Raw genomic sequence first — 17722 nt, 5'->3', positions numbered from 1 at the left:
ACACCTGGGCCCACACCGGCCGGTACCTGGTCGACGCGCCAGCGGCGATCAGGCCGTGCCCGGTGGGGAGCCTCCTGTCTGGTTGCGTCTCAGGCGGAGACGAGCTCCGGCGCGTCTGCTCCGGCCGCGGCACCCGCGCGCACCGCGCGGTTCACCGCGGACACGATCGCCTTGAGCGACGCCGTCGAGATGTCGGCGTCGATGCCGACGCCCCACAGGCGCACGCCGTCGACGTCGAGCTCGACGTAGGACGCGGCCTTGGCGTCACCGGAGGCGCTCATCGTGTGCTCGGAGTAGTCGTACAGGGTGACCTGGACGCCCTGCTCGGCGAGCACCTTCAGGAACGCGTCGATGGGACCGGTGCCGACGGCCTCGGCCATGACCGCGCCCTCGTCGACCCGGAGAGCCACGGACAGCGAGGTCGTGCCCTCGAAGTCGCTCGACGTCGCCGTCTTGGTGAGCTCGTAGCGGCCCCACTTCTCGTCGTCGATCGACGCGGGCAGGTACTCGTCCTGGAACACGTCCCAGATGCGCTGCGACGAGAACTCGCCACCCTCGGTGTCGGTGTGCCGCTGGACGACGCCGGAGAACTCGATCTGCAGCTTGCGGGGCAGGTCGAGGGCGTGGTCGGTCTTGAGCAGGTACGCCACACCGCCCTTGCCGGACTGCGAGTTGACGCGGATGACGGCCTCGTACGACCGGCCGATGTCCTTCGGGTCGACGGGCAGGTACGGCACCGCCCACGCGATCTCGTCGATGTCCTTGCCCGCGGCGGCGGCCTTCGCCTTCATCGCCTCGAAGCCCTTGTTGATGGCGTCCTGGTGCGAGCCGCTGAACGCCGTGTACACCAGGTCACCCGCCCACGGCTGGCGCTCGGGCACCGGCAGCTGGTTGCAGTACTCGACGGTGCGCTTCACCTGGTCGATGTCGGCGAACGAGATCTCCGGGTCGATGCCCTGCGTGAACAGGTTCATCCCGAGGGCGACCAGGTCCACGTTGCCGGTGCGCTCACCGTTGCCGAACAGGCAGCCCTCGATCCGGTCGGCGCCGGCCAGGTAGCCGAGCTCGGCGGCGGCGACCGCGGTGCCGCGGTCGTTGTGCGGGTGCAGCGACAGGATGACGTCCTGGCGGTGGGCGAGGCGGCGCGACATCCACTCGATCGAGTCGGCGTAGACGTTCGGCGTGGCCATCTCGACGGTGGCGGGCAGGTTGATGATGACCTTGCGCTCGGGCGTCGGCTCGAAGACCTCGAGCACGGCGTTGCAGATCTCCAGCGCGACCTCGAGCTCGGTGCCCGTGTAGGACTCCGGCGAGTACTCGTAGTAGATCGTCGTGTCGTGCTGCAGCGTCGCCTCGGCAGCCTTGCACAGCTTCGCGCCGGCGACCGCGATGTCCACCACGCCCTGCACGTCGGTGCGGAAGACGACCTCGCGCTGGACGATGCTCGTGGAGTTGTACAAGTGGACGATGGCCTGCTTGGCGCCGTCGATCGCTTCGTAGGTGCGCTGGATGAGGTGCTCACGCGCCTGGGTCAGCACCTGGATCGTGACGTCGTCGGGGATCGCGCCCTCGTCGATCAGCGACCGGACGAAGTCGAAGTCGGTCTGCGAGGCGCTCGGGAACCCGACCTCGATCTCCTTGTAGCCCATCCGGACGAGGAGGTCGAACATCGCGCGCTTCCGCTCGGCGTCCATCGGGTCGATGAGGGCCTGGTTGCCGTCACGCAGGTCGACGGCACACCAGCGCGGGGCCTTGTCGATGCGCTTCGTGGGCCACGTGCGGTCCGGCAGCTCGACGGCGATCTGCTCGTGGAAGGGGACGTACTTGTGGATCGGCATCCCGGAGGGCTGCTGCGTGTTCTGCATCGTTCTTCACTTTCGTCGCGTGTTCGTGAGCCGGTGTTCGTGGGCTCTGGTCAGTGCGGCCACGACGGACTCCGCGACGAGGTGGGCCGGAGTGTCAGGCCTCGTCGCGGCAGCGAAGGAGGAGCAGTGCGGAGTACATCGGGACCCACGGTAGCACCGGAGCAGCGGGCAGGCGCAAGCGTGTGACGCAGGACCTCGGCGCGCTCGAGCGGGGATGCAGGCTGGCGTGCCGAGCGGGGTGCCGAGTGGGGTGCCGAGCGGCTCCGAGCGGTCACGACATGCCGCGGGTCGGTCGCCGAGTGGTCACGTTCTGTCGCCCGGACCGCGTCCAGACGACAGTTCGAGACCACTCGGCGGACGTGAGCGGCGTGGCCGCGCCGTGCAGAGGACGTCGGCGCGACGCCACGACGACACAGGAGGCCCGGTGCCAGCTGGCATCGGGCCTCCCGTCTCGTCGTGTGGTGCGCCCAGGGCGCCGGGTCAGTCGACCGCGAGCGCCTCGGTCGGCGGGACGCGCATCGCGCGGCGCACCGGGGCGATGGTCGCGACGACCGCCAGGACCAGCGCGCCGAACACCACGATGCCGATCGTCAGCGGCGGGAGCACCGGCGACACGGGGGTCCCGAGCGACCCGAGGAGCGTCTGCCCGCCGACCCAGCCGTACAGGGTGCCGAGCGCGAGACCCGAGACGACGGCCGCGACGACCATCTGTACGGCCTCGGTGACGATCATCCGGCGCACCTGGGCACCGGTCAGGCCGAGCACGCGGAGCAGCCCGAGTTCGCGTCGACGCTGGAGCACCCCGAGTGCCAGGGCGTTCACGACCCCGACGGCGGCGATCACGGCGGAGAACCCGACGATCACGCTGACGACGGCGTTGATCTGCACGAACAGGTCACGCTGCGCCTCGATCATCGCCGGTGTGGCACTCCCCTCGCTCAACGCGCGCATCTGGGTCTCGAGCACGTGCTGCATGATCCCGAGCGCCACCGCGAAGGTGACGAGCAGGGTGACACCGATGACGAGCCCGATGGTCGCCCGCGAGGACCGCCCCGGCGCCCGCATCGCGTTGCGCCCGGCGAGCAGGACCACCGGGTCGTGCGAGCCGATGCGCCCGATGAGCTGCAGCACGGGCGGCATCACGATCGTCGCCCCGACCGCGACCCCGGCGAAGGAGACGAACCCGCCCAGCGCCGCCGGCAGGACCGCGACCGGGGACACCGAGCTGACGGCGAGCCCGAGCGCCATCAGCAGCGCACCGCCGGCCATGAGCACGATCGCCCAGACCTTGCGGGCGGTACCGGACCGGACGTCGTCGTGGCTGGGCTCGACGGACGACGAGAGCGCTTCGAGCGGGGTGACGGTGAGCACGCGACGCGACCCGGAGGCGAAGGCGCCCCAGGTGGCGAGGACGACGGCAACGACCGGCAGGACGAGCTCCCACGGCACGTACGTGTACTCGGTGTCGGGCAGGACACCGTTGCCCCGCAGGACGACGACGAAGAGTGCCGAGAGTGCGGTCCCGACGACGGCACCGATGACCCCGCCGAGCACGCCGACGACCAGACCGGTCCGGGTGATCCGCGCACGGAGCGTGGCTCCGGTCGCCCCGATGAGCCGCTGCAGCGCGATGATCCGGGTCTGCCCGGCGATCAGGGTGGCGCAGGTGTTCGCGGTGACGATCGCGCCGACGTAGAGCGCGATGCCGAGGAACAACCACCCGACCACGGACAGGATCGCCTTGATCGGCCCGAGGTCGGCGACGCCGGCTGCTCGGAGCGCTTCGGTGACGATGCCCGGTGCGATGACCAGGGCGGAACCGAACGTGGTGCCGAGGGCGGCGACCAGGACGGTGGGGGCGAAGGAGCGGACGCCGTTCACGCTGCCGCCTCCATCCCGAGCATCGTGGTGGAGATCGCGCCGGCGTCCATCGCCGGGCGGTCGGCGACGATCCGGCCGTCGGCCAGGAACAGGATGCGGTCGGCGTTCGCGGCGGCCACCGGGTCGTGCGTGACCATGACGACGCTCTGGCCCCATTCCTGCACGGCACCGCGCAGGATCGACAGGACGTCGCGACCCGTGCGGGAGTCGAGGGCACCGGTCGGCTCGTCGGCGACGACCACCGCCGGTCGCGAGGCGAGGGCCCGCGCGATGGCGACGCGCTGCTGCTGCCCGCCGGAGAGCTGGTGCGGCCGGTGGGTCAGCCGGTTGCCGAGTCCGAGCATCTCGACCAGACGGTCGATCCAGGCGGTCTCCTCGCGCGAGGGCTTGTGCCCACCGAGCAGGAACGGCAGCCGGATGTTCTCGCTGACGTCGAGCGTCGGGACGAGGTTGAACGACTGGAAGACGAAGCCCAGTCGGCGACGGCGCAGCTCGGTGAGGTCCTTGTCGCCCAGGGCCGTGATGTCGACGCCGTCGATGTGGATCCGGCCGGTGGTCACGGCGTCGAGGCCGGCCGCGACGTGCATGAGCGTCGACTTGCCGGACCCGGACGGCCCCATCACCGCGGTGAACTCCCCCGCGCCGATGTCGACGCTGACGTCGTCGAGCGCGGTGACGCGTCGGGCGGCGTCGCCGTAGTGCTTGGACACGTGGTCGAGGCGGATGATCGGAGCGTGGCTGGTGGTCATGCATCCACGATGGCCGCCGCCGGCCCCGTCACGCGTCGCTCGGACGGCTCCTGTGGATCGTCCGCTCGGCTCGGTTGCCTGTGGAGGGGTCATCCGTCGGGATGACCCGGCGTCAGTCGGCCTTGGTGACGAGCCCGTGTTCGTGGGCGAAGACGACGAGACGGACCCGGTCGCGGAGCTCGAGCTTCGTCAGGACCCGCGAGATGTGCGTCTTCACGGTCGCCTCGCTGACGTACTCGTGCTGGGCGATCTCGCTGTTGCTGAAGCCGCGGGCGGCCAGGTCGAAGATCTCGCGCTCACGCGGGGTGAGGTCGGAGAAGGCCGCGGGCACCGCAGCGGCGCGTCCGACCGAGTCGTCGTACCGTCGCAGGAGCTCACGGGTCGCCGAGGCGGCGAACACCGCGGTGCCGGCGTGCACGGTGCGGACCGCGGCGAGCAGGAACTCGGGGTCGGCGTCCTTGAGCACGAACCCGCTCGCTCCGGCACGGATGGCCTTGGCGGCGGCCTCGTCGAAGTCGAACGTCGTCAGCACGAGGACCTTCGCGCCGTCGGTGCCGGACTGCTCGACGATGTGGCCGGTCGCCGTGATGCCGTCCATCACGGGCATCCGGACGTCCATCAGCACCACGTCGGGGCGGGTCCGGCGGACGAGCTCGACCCCCTCGGCCCCGTCGCCGGCCTCGCCGACGAACCGCAGGTCGGGCTGCGAGTCGATGAGCATCCGGATGCCGGTACGGAAGAGCGCTTGGTCGTCGACGAGGGCGACGCGGATTGCATGATCGTCGGTCGGGGTCGTGGTCATCGGGCGCTGCGCTCCTGCTCGGTGGGGGTGATGCGACCGCGGGGCATCTGCCCACTGGCCGGGACGGTCGGCATCCGGACGGCGACCGCGAAGTCGTCGCCCCGGGCTCCTGCGGTCATCGTGCCACCGGTCATCACGGCGCGCTCGCGCATGCCGACCAGTCCGTGGCCCGTGCCCGGGCCACGGACGCCGTCGTCGGCTCGGCGGTTCACGACGGCGATCTCGACCGTGTCCGGTCGGTAGGTCAGGGCGGCGTGCACCGGACAGCCCGGCTCGCCGTGCTTGTACGCGTTCGTCAGGCTCTCCTGCACGATCCGGTACACCGCGAGCTGCGTGGTGGTCGGCAGCCCGCCGGGGTCGCCCTCGCGCTCCACCCGGACGTCGAGCCCGAGTTGACGCATCTCGTCGACGAGCCGGTCGATGTCGTCGATCTCGGGCGTCGGCGCGGTCCCCTGCTCGTGCCGGAGCGCGCCGAGGAGTTCACGGACATCACCGAGCGCCCGCCGGGCGGTGGTCGAGATGGTGCTGAGCGCTTGATCGGCGACGGCGGGGTCGGCCTTCAGCGCGTACCGGGCGCCGTCGGACTGCGCGATGACGACCGCGAGCGAGTGGGCGACGATGTCGTGCATGTCGCGGGCGATCCGGACACGCTCCTGCTCGACGGCCACGGCCCGGTCGGCCCGCGCGGCGTCACGCTCGGCGAGCAGCTGGGCTTCGCGGCTCATGCTCGCCGACCGACGGGTCCGGACCACGAGCCCGGCAAGCCAGGGCAAGAGGAGCAGGAGCAGGACGACGGCGAAGAACGAGAACGTGACCTGCAGCGACTCCTGCAGCGGGGTCGAGGCGGTCTCGTACGTGAGCCGGTTCTGGTAGTCGTCGAAGCCCAGGTAGGCCGCCGCGGTCACCGAACCGACGATCGCCGACACGAGTCCGGCCAGCCGCACACGACGGCTGCCGTACGCACTCGTCGTGTACATCACGCCGGCGATGAACGCGTTCGAGACGTCCGGCACCTGCAGGGTGACCATCTCGAAGACCGCGAACACCCACGCCACGGCCAGTGCCAGCCCCGGTGACAACCGACGGAGCGCCAGAGCGGCGGTCATGCCGACGACCGTGATCACCGACAGCGGACCGTCGATCCCGCGCCCGCTGGCGATCAGCACCAGGCCGCCGAGCAGCACGGCGATCACCAGGTCGGTGATGACCTGCGCACGGAGCATCGGACGGAACACCCGTCCACGGTACGGCGGACCGCTCACCAGCGCGTCCCTCGCCCGGATGACCCGGGCTGCAGGGGTCCGACGATCAGAAGCCGAGGCGTCCGAGCTGCTTCGGGTCACGCTGCCACTCCTTGGCCACCTTCACGCGGATGTTCAGGTAGACGTGCCGGCCGCCGAGCAGCGACTCGATCTCGACGCGGGCCCGCGAGCCGACGTCCTTGAGACGCTCGCCCTTGTGCCCGATGACGATCGCCTTCTGGCTGTCGCGCTCGACGAACAGGTTCGCGAAGATGCGCAGTGGCCCGTCGGCGTCGTCGTCCTCGTCGGGTTCGACGATGTCCTCGATGACGACGGCCAGCGAGTGCGGCAGCTCGTCACGGACACCTTCGAGCGCCGCCTCACGGATGAGTTCGCCGATGCGCTCCTCGTCGGTCTCCTCGGTCACCGCGCTCGAGTCGTACAGCTGCGGAGACTCGGGCAACAGGCTCGTGACGACGCCCAGCAGGTCTTCGAGCTGCATGCCCCGTGTGCCCGAGGTCGGCACCACGGCGTCCCAGTCGCGGAGCTTCGAGACGGCCAGCAGCTGCTCGCCGACGCGGTCCTTCGAGGTGCTGTCGATCTTGGTGACGATCGCGATCTTCTTGGCGCGCGGGTACTGGTCGAGCGTGTCGTTGATGAACCGGTCGCCGGGACCGACGGGTTCGTTCGCCGGCACGCAGAACCCGATCACGTCGACGTCGCCCAGCGTGGACTGGACGAGGTCGTTCAGCCGTTCGCCGAGCAGCGTGCGCGGACGGTGCACGCCCGGCGTGTCCACGATGATGACCTGCCCGTCGGGCCGGTGCACGATCCCGCGGATGGCACGCCTGGTGGTCTGCGGCTTCGACGACGTGATCGCGACCTTCTCGCCCACCAGGGCGTTGGTCAGCGTCGACTTGCCGACGTTCGGACGGCCGACGAACGAGACGAAGCCCGCGCGGTAGGGCTTGTCCGAGCCGGCTGGGGTGGTGTCGGGGTCGGTCATGCGTGCGTGGTTCCCGTCGTGGTGGTTTCGGCGTCGTCGAAGGCGTCCTCGACGTCGGCCAGGGCATGGGTGCGCTCGGCGAGCACGGTGATCAGGTGGCGGCGCTTGCCCTCGACACGGTCGGCGGTCAGGACGACGCCGGACACGGTGACGGTCTCGCCAGAGACGGCCAGGTGTCCGAGCTCCTTGGTGAGCAGCCCACCGGCGGTGTCGACGTCGTCGTCGTCGAGCTCGATGCCGAACAGGTCGCCGAGCTCGTCGACCGGCAGTCGGGCGGAGATCCGCCACACACCCGGTTCGACCTCGGTGCGGTCGACGACGGCGCGGTCGTACTCGTCGGAGATGTCGCCGACGAGCTCCTCGATGAGGTCCTCCATGGTCACGAGTCCGGCGACTCCGCCGTACTCGTCGACCACCAGCACCAAGTGGTTCTTGGCGAGCTGCATGTGCCGCAGGGTGTCGTCGGCGTGCTTCGACTCCGGCACGAACTCGGCGGGGCGGAGCAGCCGGCTGACCCGCTCGCCACGGGACGCGGGCCGCTCGTACAGCGACCGCGCGACGTCGCGGAGGTACAGGACACCGCGCACGTCGTCGCTGTCCTTGCCCGTGACCGGCATGCGGGAGACACCGGCGGCGAGGAACTGCTCCATGGCCACACCGAGGGTGTCCGCGCCGTCGACGGTGAGCATGTCCGTCCGCGGCACCATGACCTCACGCACCAGGGTGTCGCTGAACTCGAACACCGAGTGGATGAGCTCGCGGTCCTCGTCCTCGAGCACGTTGCTCTCGGTGGCCTCGTCGACCAGGGAGAGCAGCTGTTCCTCGCTCGACACCGTGGACGCGCTCCGGCCGCGGCCGGGGGTGACCCGGTCGCCGATGTGGACGAGCAGCCCGGCGAGCGGTCCGAGCACGATGCGCACCCCGCGGACGATGCCGCCGGTGGCACCGATGAGTCGCTCGGCGTGGGCCCGCCCGACACTCCGCGGGCTCGACCCGACCAGCACGAACGACACCGCGGTCATGATCGCGGCGGAGACGACGAGCGCCACCCACCAGCTGTCGAAGGCACGCACCAGGGCGATCGTGACGAGCACAGCGGCGGCCGTCTCGGCCAGCACCCGGAAGAAGTTCAGCGCGTTCACGTGCGCGCCGACGTCGTCCGCGATCGCCTCGATCGACCGACGGCGCTTGTTGCCCCTGGCGATCTCCTCGAGGTCGGCACGGGACACCACGGAGAGCGCGGCGTCGCTCGCGGCGAGGAGCCCGCCGAGCACGACGAGCCCCAGCGCCACCGCGAGGAGTCCGGCGACGACGACCATCGGCTACCGCCCTCGGTGCTGGGCGGCGAACGCGGTCAGGATCTCGCCCTGGATGCCGAACATCTCGGCCTTCTCGTCGGGTTCGGCGTGGTCGAAGCCGAGCAGGTGCAGGATGCCGTGGCAGGTGAGCAGGAGCATCTCGTCGGTGCTCGAGTGCCCGGCGGTCTTCGCCTGCTCCTCGGCCACCTGCGGGCAGAGCACGATGTCGCCGAGCAGTCCGGCCGGCGTCGGGTCGTCCTCGGTGCCGGGCCGCAGTTCGTCCATCGGGAAGCTCAGGACGTCCGTCGGGCCGGGCTCGTCCATCCACCGCACGTGCAACTGCTCCATCGCGCCCTCGTCGACCAGCACGATCGCGAGCTCCGCGTCGGCGTGGACGTGCATGGCGTCCAGGGCGAACGCGGCGAGCCGCTGGATCGCGGCCTCGTCCACCTCGACGCCGGACTCGTTGTTGAGCTCGATGCTCACCGGTTGCCTCCTCGGGCGTCGTTCTGGGGGTACGGGGGCCGTGCACGGTCCTGCGGCGGGCGCCCACGACGCTCGGCGCGGTTGGCGCCGTCGGGGTTGCCGACCGGAGCGGTTCCGCGGCCGCCGGGGCGCTGGCCGGCCTGCTCGGCGAGCCGCTCTTCGTCGTAGACCGTGTAGGCGTCGACGATCCGACCGACGAGGGTGTGGCGGACCACGTCCTCGCTGCCGAGACGGGCGAAGTGGATGTCCTCGACCTGGTCGAGGATGCGGGTCACGAGCCGGAGACCGGACACGTTGCCCGGCAGGTCGACCTGGGTGATGTCACCCGTGATGACCATCTTCGAACCGAACCCGAGACGGGTCAGGAACATCTTCATCTGCTCGGGCGTGGTGTTCTGCGCCTCGTCGAGCACGACGAACGAGTCGTTCAGGGTCCGACCACGCATGTACGCCAGCGGGGCGACCTCGACGGTGCCGGCCGCCAGGAGCTTCGGGACGAGCTCCGGGTCCATCATCTCGTTCAGGGCATCGTAGAGCGGCCGCAGGTAGGGGTCGATCTTGTCGGTGAGCGTGCCCGGCAGGAAGCCGAGCCGCTCGCCGGCCTCGACCGCGGGACGCGTCAGGATGATCCTGTTGACCTCGCGCCGCTGCAGCGCCTGCACGGCCTTCGCCATCGCCAGGTAGGTCTTGCCGGTCCCGGCCGGGCCGATGCCGAACGTGATCGTGTGCTCGTCGATGGCGTCGACGTAGGCACGCTGCCCGTCGGTCTTCGGCCGGACGGACTTGCCGCGGCTCGAGACGATCGGGGTGCCGAAGGTGTCGGACGGCTTGCGGTCGTCGTCGAGGATCCGTGCGGACATCGGGATGTCGGACGGGCCGATCTCCTGCCCGCGCTTGACCATGCCGACGAGCTCGTCGACGAGCGCCTTCGCGCGGGCGACGTCGCGTTCGGGGCCGGTCAGCGTGACCTCGTTGCCACGGACGACCACCCGGACACCCGGGTACTGGCGCTCGACGGTCTTGAGCAGTCGGTCCTGGGGGCCGAGCAGCAGCACCATGGCGATGCCGTCGACCTGGAGCGAGACGGAGACGGGCTGTTCGTCGGCGGCGGTGGGCTGTGCTGGTTCGTTATCCGGCAAGGGTGCCTTCCTGCAGTTCACCTGCGAGTACGTGCGCGTGCACGTGGAACACGGTCTGACCGGCGGCTTCGCCGGTGTTGAAGACGAGTCGGAACTGGCCGTCGGCGCGCTCGTCGGCGATGCGCTGCGCCGTGGCGACCACGTGGGCCAGGAGGTCGGGGTCCCCCGCGGCGAGCTCCGCGACGTTCGCGTACTGCTCCGTCTTGGGCACGACGAGCACGTGGACGGGGGCCTTGGGGGCGATGTCCTCGATCGCGATGACACGGTCGTCCTCGGCGACGATGGTCGCCGGGATCTCGCGCGCGATGATCTTGGAGAAGACGCTGGGCGTGCTGGTGCTCATGGCTCCATCGTAGGACGCGTCCGACGGCGGGGTCCGGCTCACCAGCGGCCCAGTCGCGCCTGCAGGACAGCGAGTGCCGCCGGTCCTGCGGTGGAGGTGCGGAGCACGCTGTCGCCGAGTCGGACACGCACCGCACCGGCGGCCTCGAGCCGGTCGAGCTCGGCACCGTCGATGCCGCCTTCGGGTCCGACGACGAGCGCGATGTCCTCGGCGTCCGTCGGTGGTTCCCAGGTGGCGAGCCGCACGGTCGCGGTGGGGTCGAGCACGACGAGTGCGGTCCCTGCTCCGAGAGCCGACACGAGCTGGCCCGTCGTCGCGAGCGGTGCCACCGCAGGGACGCGCGGACGGATCGCCTGCTTCGCCGCCTCGTGCGCGATGGCGGCCCACCGCGCACGACCCTTCTCGACCTTCGCGCCGTCCCACCGGGAGACACTGCGCGCAGCCGACCACGGCACCACCCGGTCGACACCGATCTCGGTCGCCGCCTGCACGGCCATCTCGTCGCGGCCGCCCTTCGCCAGTGCCTGCACCAGCGTCAGCGACGGACGCGGTGCGTCGTGGTGCTCGAGGGTCTCGACCGCGAGCTCCAGCGTGTCCTTGCCGAGTGCCGTGACCGGCCCGGACACCACGGTGCCCCGACCGTCGGCGATCCGCAGGACCTCGCCGACCCGGACCCGCGCGACGGAGACCGCGTGCCGGCCCTCGGCGCCGTCGAGCGACACCGTGTCGCCGACGACGACGTCGAGCGAGTCGACGAGGTACAGCGACGCCATCAGTGGTTGAAGAACCGGTCGCGGAGCTTGCCGAACATGCCCTGCTGGAACCGGGCGAGCTGCGGAGCCGTCGTCTTGTGCGACTTCGCCAGCTGCTCGACCAGCTGCCGTTCCTTGTGGGACAGCTTGGTCGGGGTGACGACCTGCACGCCGACCCGCAGGTCGCCGCGCCCGTTCCCGCGCAGCTTCGTGATGCCGCGGTCCTTGATGACGAGGACGTCGGCGCTCTGCACACCGGGTCGGATCTCGAGCTCGACCGGACCGTCGAGGCCGTCGATAGTGGTGGTCGTGCCGAGGACGGCGTCGGTCATGCCGACCTCGAGCGTGGCCAGCAGGTCGTCACCGTCGCGGCTGAAGACGTCGTCGTGGCGCACGCGGATCTCGAGGTACAGGTCACCGGAGGGGCCACCGGCCGGACCGACCTCGCCCTGGCCCGGCATCTGCAGCCGCAGTCCGGAGTCGACGCCGGCGGGGACGTCCACCGGAACGGTGCGACGGGCGCGGACGCGGCCCTGGCCCTGGCAGGTCGGGCAGGGGCTCGGGATGACGGTGCCGTACCCGCGGCAGGTGCCGCACGGGGCGCTCGTCACGACGTTGCCGAGGAGCGACCGGACCTGGCGCTGGATGTGCCCGGACCCGCCGCAGATGTCGCACGTGCGCGGGCTGGTGCCCGGTGCGCAGCAGGAGCCGTGGCACGTCTCGCACAGCACGGCCGTGTCGACCTCGACGTCCTTGTGGGTGCCGAAGACGACCTCGTCGAGGTCGACCTCGATGCGGAGCAGGGCGTCCTGCCCCCGTTCGGCACGGCTGCGTGGGCCGGAGCCACGTCCGCCGCCACCGCCACCACCGAAGAAGGCGTCGAAGATGTCGCTGAAGCCGCCAGCACCGCCTCCGAAGGGGCTGTCGGCCTGCGGTCCGGCGTCGTACCGGCGTCGCTGCTCGGGGTCGCTCAGCACGTCGTACGCGTGCGTCACGTCCTTGAAGCGCTCGGCGGCGTCGGGTGCCGGGTTCACGTCCGGGTGGAGCTCACGCGCCAGGCGGCGGTAGGCCTTCTTGATGTCGGCATCGGAGGCGTCTCGCTGGACGCCGAGGACGTCGTAGTGGTCTGCCACGTATCCCTCAGTCGGTTGGGTTCGGTCGGTTGGTCAATGTTCGCCCAGGAGTTTGGACAGGTACCGGGCGACGGCCCGGACGGCCGCCATGTTCGTGCCGTAGTCCATCCGGGTCGGTCCGAGGACGCCCAGTCGGGCCACCTCGCCACCGGCCAGGTAGCCACCGGCGACGATGCTCGTGGCGTCGAGCCCGTACTCGGCGTTCTCGACGCCGATGCTGGCCGCCACCGCGATGTCGTCCACCTGCATCTCCCCGAACAAGCGGAGCAGGGTGACTTGTTCCTCGATCGCTTCGAGCACGGGGAAGAGGCCGCCGGAGAAGTCCTGCTCGCTCTTCGCCAGGTTCGCCGCACCGGCCATCAGCAGGCGGTCCTGCCGGTTCGCAGCGACCTGCTCGATGAGCGTGGCGACGACGACCCCGCCGAGCGTCTGGGCGTCGGGGCGGAGCTGCTGCGGCACGGCCCGGAGTGCGGTCGGGACGTCCTGCAGCAGGAGCCCCACCGTCGCGCCGTTCACCACGGTGCGGAGTTCGCCCAGCGAGTCCTCGTCGAGCGCGACGTCGGTCTCGACCACGCGCTGCTCGATCCGGGCGGTGTCGGTGATGAGCACCACCATCAGCCGGGCGTCACCGAGCCGCACCAGCTCGACGTGCTGCACCCGGGCGCGCACCATCGACGGGTACTGCACCAGGGCGACCTGGTTCGTGAGCTGGCTGAGCAACCGGACGGTGCGCCCGAGGACTTCGTCGAGGTCGTTCGGGGCGCCGAGGAAGGTCTCGATGGCGTGCCGCTGCGCGCTGGAGAGCGGACGGGCACCGGCGAGGTGGTCCACGAAGAGGCGGTAGCCCTTGTCGGTCGGCACGCGACCGGACGAGGTGTGCGGGGCCGCGATGAGCTGTTCGTCCTCGAGCAGGGCCATGTCGTTGCGGATCGTCGCGGCGCTGACCCCGAAGGCGTGCCGCTCGACGATGGTCTTCGACCCGACGGGTTCACGCGACGCCACGTAGTCGCGCACGATGGCCTTGAGGACCTCGAGGCTGCGTTCACTGACCACGAGCGTCTCCTTCCCGATCGACCTGGCACTCGGACGTGTCGACTGCTGATCCTACGCCCGACCGCTGACGGCCCGGGACTTCCGGGCGGTCGGCCGATACGCTTCCGCCATGACCTACGGACAGCAGCCCGGCGGCCCTTCCGACCAGCAGCCCAGTGGCCCCCAGCAGCCCCGGGGCCAGTACGGCCCCGGCCCCGGCGGGCCGCAGCAGCCCGGCGGCCCCCAGTACCCCGGCGGGCCCCAGTACCCTTCCGGGTACACCCCGCCCCAGCCGATGAGCCCCGAGGACCAGCGCCTCTGGGCGACGCTGACGCACATCGGCGGCATCTTCTTCACCGTGGTCGCACCGCTGGTGGCCTACCTGGTCCTGCGCGATCGCGGCGGCTTCATCCGCGAGCACACCCGGGTCGCCCTGAACTTCCACATCACGATGGCGATCGCCTACGTGGTCGGTTCCCTCACCTCGGTGTTCGGGGTCGGGCTCCTGATCATCTTCGCCGCGGGCATCGTGTCGCTGATCTTCAGCATCATGGCCGCGATCGCCGCGAACCAGGGCCAGTTCTACCGCTACCCGCTCTCGATCGAGTTCATCAAGCAGTAAGCGGCACGCACTCGGCAGCAAGCAGTGCGCACGCCGCTCAGTCGAGCAGCTCCCGCACCACCGCGTCGGCGAGCAGCCGACCCTGCAGGGTCAGGTCGATGCGTCCCCGCACCGCGGCCGACCCGTCCACGAGCCCGCGTGCGATGAGGCCGGCGACCCGGCCACGGGCCTCCTGGCGGATCTCGCTCGTGGCGAGCTCCCCGCGGACCCGCGCGGCGAGCAGCAGGCGCTCGACGTACCGCGTCTCGTCGTCGATGGTCTCGCGGCCGGCGGCCGGCGACTCCCCCGACAGCACCCGGTTCGCGTAGGCGGCCGGGTGCTTGACGTTCCACCAGCGGGTACCGGCGACGGCGGAGTGCGCACCGGGGCCGACGCCCCACCAGTCGTGGCCCTTCCAGTAGGACAGGTTGTGGCGACTCGCGTGCCCGTCGCCGCGCGCCCAGTTCGAGACCTCGTACCAGGAGTAGCCGGCGTCGCCGAGCACCTGGTCGGCGAGCTCGTACATGTCGGCGGCCAGGTCGTCGTCGGGGGCGGGGAGCTCACCGCGGGCGACCATGCGGCCCATCGCGGTGCCGTCCTCGACGATGAGCGAGTAGGCCGACACGTGGTCGGGCTCGCACGCGATCGCGGCGTCGAGCGAGGTCCGCCAGTCGGCGAGCGACTCCCCCGGCGTGGAGTAGATCAGGTCGAGCGAGACGTCGAGCCCCTGCTGCTTCGCGAGGTCGACGACGACGGGGACCCGCAGGGGGTCGTGCGTTCGGTCGAGCGTGGCGAGCACGTGCGGCACCGCGGACTGCATCCCGTAGCTGATCCGGTTGAACCCGCCAGCCCGCAGGGTCTCGAGCGACGCCGCGTCGACGGAGTCGGGGTTCGCCTCGGTGGTGACCTCGGCCCCGGGCAGGATGCCCCACGTGTCGTCGATCGCCCGCAGGATCATCGCCAGGTCGGACGCCGGCAGCATGGTCGGGGTCCCGCCGCCGAAGAACACGGTCGACACCGGGCGCCGCGGCACGCCGGAACGGTCGAGCACGGTCGCGGCCCACTCGATCTCGCGCACGGCGTGGCCGGCGTAGTCGTCGCGACGGACGCCGCGGAGCTCGGAGGCCGTGTAGGTGTTGAAGTCGCAGTAGCCACAGCGCACACGGCAGAACGGGACGTGCACGTAGACGCCGAACGGGACGTCACCGGCGGCGGGAGCAGCGCCGGGGCCGGTGGCGGGGCCCGCTGCCGCCCACGGCGTGATCAGGCCGTCCGCGGGTGCTGGATCGGCGATCGGGAGAGCACTCGGCATGGAGTCCATTGTCCGTCATGATGGGAGCCATGGAGCACCATCCCGTCCCCACCACGGTCCTGTGGGACATCGACGGCACCCTCGTGATGAACGCGTCGTCCCCGGGCAACCTCTACCACCTGGCCCTCGAGCGGGCGGTGGGCCGCGACCTCACCCTGCGGGTGGGGCACCAGCACGGCCGGACCGACGCCGGACTCATCGCCGAGCACGTGCGCGCCCACGCGTTCGAGGACACCCTGATCCCCACGGTCAGTCGGCACCTGCACGACCTGACCGCCGAACGGCACGCCTCCGGCGACCACCGCAGCCCCGTCCCCGGAGCGAAGGCGCTCCTGACCCGGTTCGCCGAGCTCGGGTGGCGCAACGGGCTGCTCACCGGCAACTCGGAGTACCGCGCCCGGGTGAAGCTCACCGGCGCCGGGTTCGACCCCGACGGCTTCGACTGGGAGCACTCGTACTTCGGCGACACCGAGGTCGAGCGGGCGGGGGTCACCCACCGTGCCGCCGCCGACCTGGTCGGCACCCGGGCGGTGATCGTCGGCGACACCCCGCGTGACGGCGAGGCAGCCGACGCCGCCGGCATCCCGTTCCTCGCCGTGGCGACCGGCATCTACGACGTCGACGCGCTCCGGCACACGAACGCCGTGACGGTCGCGCGCGACTGCCAGCAGGACGCGGCGCTCATCGAGGACGCGATCGCCGCGCTCCCGCCGCTGCGCTGAGCAGTGGCCGGACGCGCCCGGCGCGACGGCCGCGACCCCCGCGCGACAGGCGCGGCCCCGGCGCGACAGGCGCGCCCCGGCGCCTAGTCGCCCCGCAGTGCCGCCAGGTACTTCTCCGCCATGACCTTCTGCTGCCGGCGTACGAACGGCGCGACGAAACGCCACTTCGCGCTCGACGGCTGCGAGAACTGCCGGATCTGCAGCCACACCGAGCCGTCCTGGGTGCGCTCGACGACGAACGACTCCTCGCCGGAGAGCGGATGCCCCTCGAGCGTGCCGTACGCGAAGCCCTTGCGGTCGTGCTCGTCGATGATCGACACGACCCGCACCGGTGCCAGCACGGTCTGCCCGAAGGCGTGGATCGTCAGGGTCGCGCTCGTGCCCGCCGTCAGCAGCGGTGTGCCGTCCGGTGCGAACTTCTCGACCCGGGGCGTCCCGATGGACGCCGGAGCGATCGGCACGCCGTCGTCGTCGAAGGTCACCGGGTTGTACCGGACCTCGTCGTCGTCGGGCTGCTCCTCGACGCGGACCCGCACGCCGCTGCGCTCCTGGATCTGCCACGTCAGTGCCTGCACCACGGCGGTCTCGAACCGCTGGTCGCCGTGTCCGATCCGCGCGCGCGACTCGGCCGGGGTGAAGCCCTCGGGCGGGTAGGTCATGAGGTCCGACGCCTGGGTCGCCCCCACCGCGCCGTACGTCAGGGCGGTCCGGTAGCTCCCGCGGATGCTCATGCCGCCATGCTACTTGGGCGGGCCGCCCCGGATCGAACCGATCCCCTCTCAGCTCCGCCCGACCGGCGCGGCACCGGTGCGCCCCGAACTGGAGGCCCGACAAGCGCCCGCCACGCGGCTATCGTCAGCAGGTGCCCCACACCACCCCCACCCGCCCGCGGTCCGTCGACCGCCGGACCGCTGCCCTCGCCGTGCTCACGCTCGTCGCGTTCGGCCTGGCGGCCGCCGCCCGGGTGCTGGTGGACGTGACGACCTCGGCTGCGGCGTCCCCCGCCCGGTACGCCGCCGTCGCACTCGCCCCCGAGGCGTGGACCGGCTTCGACACCGCGAACGTCATCGCCGCCGTCGGGGCCAGCTGTGCCGGCGCCGGGGTGCTGCTGTTCGGTGCCGCGCTGGTGTCCGCGGTGCGTCGTCACCCGGGCCGACGGCTCCCGCTCGCCCTCGCGGTGGTGACCCTCGCGATGGTGGTCGGCGCCGTGGCCGCCGGGGTCACCTCGGGCCGACAGAGCGACTTCGACGCGGCTGCCCACTGGGCCATCCTGCGGACCGCACTGGCGGGACTGGCTGCGGCGAGCCTCCCGGCCCTCGGCCTGGCCGCCCTGCGGGCCCGCGCCCGCCGCACCGGCTGA

18 protein-coding genes are annotated in these 17722 nt (G+C 71.3%); 3 read left to right on the top strand and 15 right to left on the bottom strand.

What is annotated here, in order from left to right:
* Positions 1-89: 89 nt before the first annotated feature.
* From leuA to hrcA, 13 genes are all read right to left on the bottom strand, one after another.
* Positions 90-1865 (bottom strand): 2-isopropylmalate synthase, encoded by a 1776-nt coding sequence (leuA, locus tag ASF75_RS00900; RefSeq protein WP_056068300.1) that lies wholly within the window; start codon positions 1863-1865, stop codon positions 90-92.
* Positions 1866-2345: 480 nt separating this feature from the next.
* Complete coding sequence (locus tag ASF75_RS00895; RefSeq protein WP_056068298.1) at positions 2346-3746, bottom strand: ABC transporter permease; 1401 nt, start codon at positions 3744-3746, stop codon at positions 2346-2348.
* A complete protein-coding gene (locus ASF75_RS00890) occupies positions 3743-4495 on the bottom strand; it encodes an ABC transporter ATP-binding protein (RefSeq protein ID WP_017886680.1) in 753 nt (250 codons plus the stop codon). The genes ASF75_RS00895 and ASF75_RS00890 overlap by 4 nt, the downstream gene beginning before the upstream one ends.
* A 112-nt stretch (positions 4496-4607) precedes the next feature.
* Positions 4608-5297 carry a response regulator gene (locus tag ASF75_RS00885; RefSeq protein ID WP_056068296.1) on the bottom strand — a complete coding sequence of 230 codons (690 nt, stop codon included), beginning with the start codon at positions 5295-5297 and terminating at the stop codon, positions 4608-4610.
* Positions 5294-6532 (bottom strand): sensor histidine kinase, encoded by a 1239-nt coding sequence (locus ASF75_RS00880; protein WP_056068293.1) that lies wholly within the window; start codon positions 6530-6532, stop codon positions 5294-5296. The genes ASF75_RS00885 and ASF75_RS00880 overlap by 4 nt, the downstream gene beginning before the upstream one ends.
* A 73-nt stretch (positions 6533-6605) precedes the next feature.
* On the bottom strand, positions 6606-7544 hold the full coding sequence (era, locus tag ASF75_RS00875) for a GTPase Era (RefSeq protein ID WP_042540163.1): 939 nt from the start codon (positions 7542-7544) through the stop codon (positions 6606-6608).
* Entirely contained in the window at positions 7541-8863 is a 1323-nt protein-coding gene (locus ASF75_RS00870) for a hemolysin family protein (RefSeq protein ID WP_017886676.1), read from the bottom strand. Before ASF75_RS00870 ends, era begins: the two co-directional genes overlap by 4 nt.
* Positions 8864-8866: 3 nt before the next feature.
* Entirely contained in the window at positions 8867-9328 is a 462-nt protein-coding gene (gene ybeY / locus ASF75_RS00865; protein WP_017886675.1) for an rRNA maturation RNase YbeY, read from the bottom strand.
* Positions 9325-10467, bottom strand: a complete 1143-nt coding sequence (locus tag ASF75_RS00860) for a PhoH family protein (protein WP_056068292.1) — start codon at positions 10465-10467, stop codon at positions 9325-9327. Before ASF75_RS00860 ends, ybeY begins: the two co-directional genes overlap by 4 nt.
* Complete coding sequence (locus ASF75_RS00855; RefSeq protein ID WP_017886673.1) at positions 10457-10810, bottom strand: histidine triad nucleotide-binding protein; 354 nt, start codon at positions 10808-10810, stop codon at positions 10457-10459. The genes ASF75_RS00860 and ASF75_RS00855 overlap by 11 nt, the downstream gene beginning before the upstream one ends.
* Before the next feature lie 38 nt (positions 10811-10848).
* Entirely contained in the window at positions 10849-11583 is a 735-nt protein-coding gene (locus ASF75_RS00850) for a 16S rRNA (uracil(1498)-N(3))-methyltransferase (RefSeq protein ID WP_056068289.1), read from the bottom strand.
* Entirely contained in the window at positions 11583-12695 is a 1113-nt protein-coding gene (gene dnaJ, locus ASF75_RS00845) for a molecular chaperone DnaJ (protein WP_017886671.1), read from the bottom strand. Before dnaJ ends, ASF75_RS00850 begins: the two co-directional genes overlap by 1 nt.
* Positions 12696-12728: 33 nt before the next feature.
* Positions 12729-13748: a heat-inducible transcriptional repressor HrcA gene (gene hrcA, locus ASF75_RS00840; RefSeq protein ID WP_056068287.1), complete on the bottom strand. Its 1020-nt coding sequence runs from the start codon at positions 13746-13748 to the stop codon at positions 12729-12731.
* Positions 13749-13857: 109 nt separating this feature from the next.
* On the opposite strand from hrcA, the gene ASF75_RS00835 reads away from it, so the two are divergent.
* Positions 13858-14349: a DUF4870 domain-containing protein gene (locus tag ASF75_RS00835; protein WP_321164512.1), complete on the top strand. Its 492-nt coding sequence runs from the start codon at positions 13858-13860 to the stop codon at positions 14347-14349.
* Positions 14350-14386: 37 nt separating this feature from the next.
* On the opposite strand, the gene hemW is transcribed toward ASF75_RS00835, so the two are convergent.
* Positions 14387-15640 (bottom strand): radical SAM family heme chaperone HemW, encoded by a 1254-nt coding sequence (hemW, locus tag ASF75_RS00830; protein ID WP_031259452.1) that lies wholly within the window; start codon positions 15638-15640, stop codon positions 14387-14389.
* Between the two features lie 29 nt (positions 15641-15669).
* On the opposite strand from hemW, the gene ASF75_RS00825 reads away from it, so the two are divergent.
* Complete coding sequence (locus ASF75_RS00825) at positions 15670-16362, top strand: HAD family hydrolase (RefSeq protein ID WP_052481883.1); 693 nt, start codon at positions 15670-15672, stop codon at positions 16360-16362.
* 83 nt (positions 16363-16445) lie between these two features.
* On the opposite strand, the gene ASF75_RS00820 is transcribed toward ASF75_RS00825, so the two are convergent.
* The gene (locus ASF75_RS00820; RefSeq protein WP_017886666.1) at positions 16446-17093 is read right to left on the bottom strand and encodes a DUF1990 family protein; all 648 of its coding nucleotides are present in this window, start codon (positions 17091-17093) and stop codon (positions 16446-16448) included.
* A 131-nt stretch (positions 17094-17224) separates the two neighbouring features.
* Here ASF75_RS00820 and ASF75_RS00815 point away from each other — a divergent pair, with 131 nt between their 5' ends.
* On the top strand, positions 17225-17722 hold the full coding sequence (locus ASF75_RS00815) for a hypothetical protein (protein ID WP_056068285.1): 498 nt from the start codon (positions 17225-17227) through the stop codon (positions 17720-17722).

The sequence above is a fragment of the Curtobacterium sp. Leaf154 genome (genome assembly GCF_001424595.1).
GTDB classification, from domain to species: domain Bacteria; phylum Actinomycetota; class Actinomycetes; order Actinomycetales; family Microbacteriaceae; genus Curtobacterium; species Curtobacterium poinsettiae.
This window is presented reverse-complemented; position numbering and strand designations above follow the sequence as displayed.

What these genes read in the sequence shown, in the direction of transcription:
- ASF75_RS00835 (WP_321164512.1), top strand. Translation starts at nt 13,858, where the DNA reads ATGACCTACGGACAGCAGCCCGGCGGCCCTTCCGACCAGCAGCCCAGT.
- era (WP_042540163.1), bottom strand. Translation starts at nt 7,544, where the DNA reads ATGACCGACCCCGACACCACCCCAGCCGGCTCGGACAAGCCCTACCGC.
- ASF75_RS00870 (WP_017886676.1), bottom strand. Translation starts at nt 8,863, where the DNA reads ATGGTCGTCGTCGCCGGACTCCTCGCGGTGGCGCTGGGGCTCGTCGTG.
- ASF75_RS00885 (WP_056068296.1), bottom strand. Translation starts at nt 5,297, where the DNA reads ATGACCACGACCCCGACCGACGATCATGCAATCCGCGTCGCCCTCGTC.
- ASF75_RS00820 (WP_017886666.1), bottom strand. Translation starts at nt 17,093, where the DNA reads ATGAGCATCCGCGGGAGCTACCGGACCGCCCTGACGTACGGCGCGGTG.
- leuA (WP_056068300.1), bottom strand. Translation starts at nt 1,865, where the DNA reads ATGCAGAACACGCAGCAGCCCTCCGGGATGCCGATCCACAAGTACGTC.
- ASF75_RS00850 (WP_056068289.1), bottom strand. Translation starts at nt 11,583, where the DNA reads ATGGCGTCGCTGTACCTCGTCGACTCGCTCGACGTCGTCGTCGGCGAC.
- ASF75_RS00890 (WP_017886680.1), bottom strand. Translation starts at nt 4,495, where the DNA reads ATGACCACCAGCCACGCTCCGATCATCCGCCTCGACCACGTGTCCAAG.
- ASF75_RS00855 (WP_017886673.1), bottom strand. Translation starts at nt 10,810, where the DNA reads ATGAGCACCAGCACGCCCAGCGTCTTCTCCAAGATCATCGCGCGCGAG.
- hemW (WP_031259452.1), bottom strand. Translation starts at nt 15,640, where the DNA reads ATGCCGAGTGCTCTCCCGATCGCCGATCCAGCACCCGCGGACGGCCTG.
- ASF75_RS00825 (WP_052481883.1), top strand. Translation starts at nt 15,670, where the DNA reads ATGGAGCACCATCCCGTCCCCACCACGGTCCTGTGGGACATCGACGGC.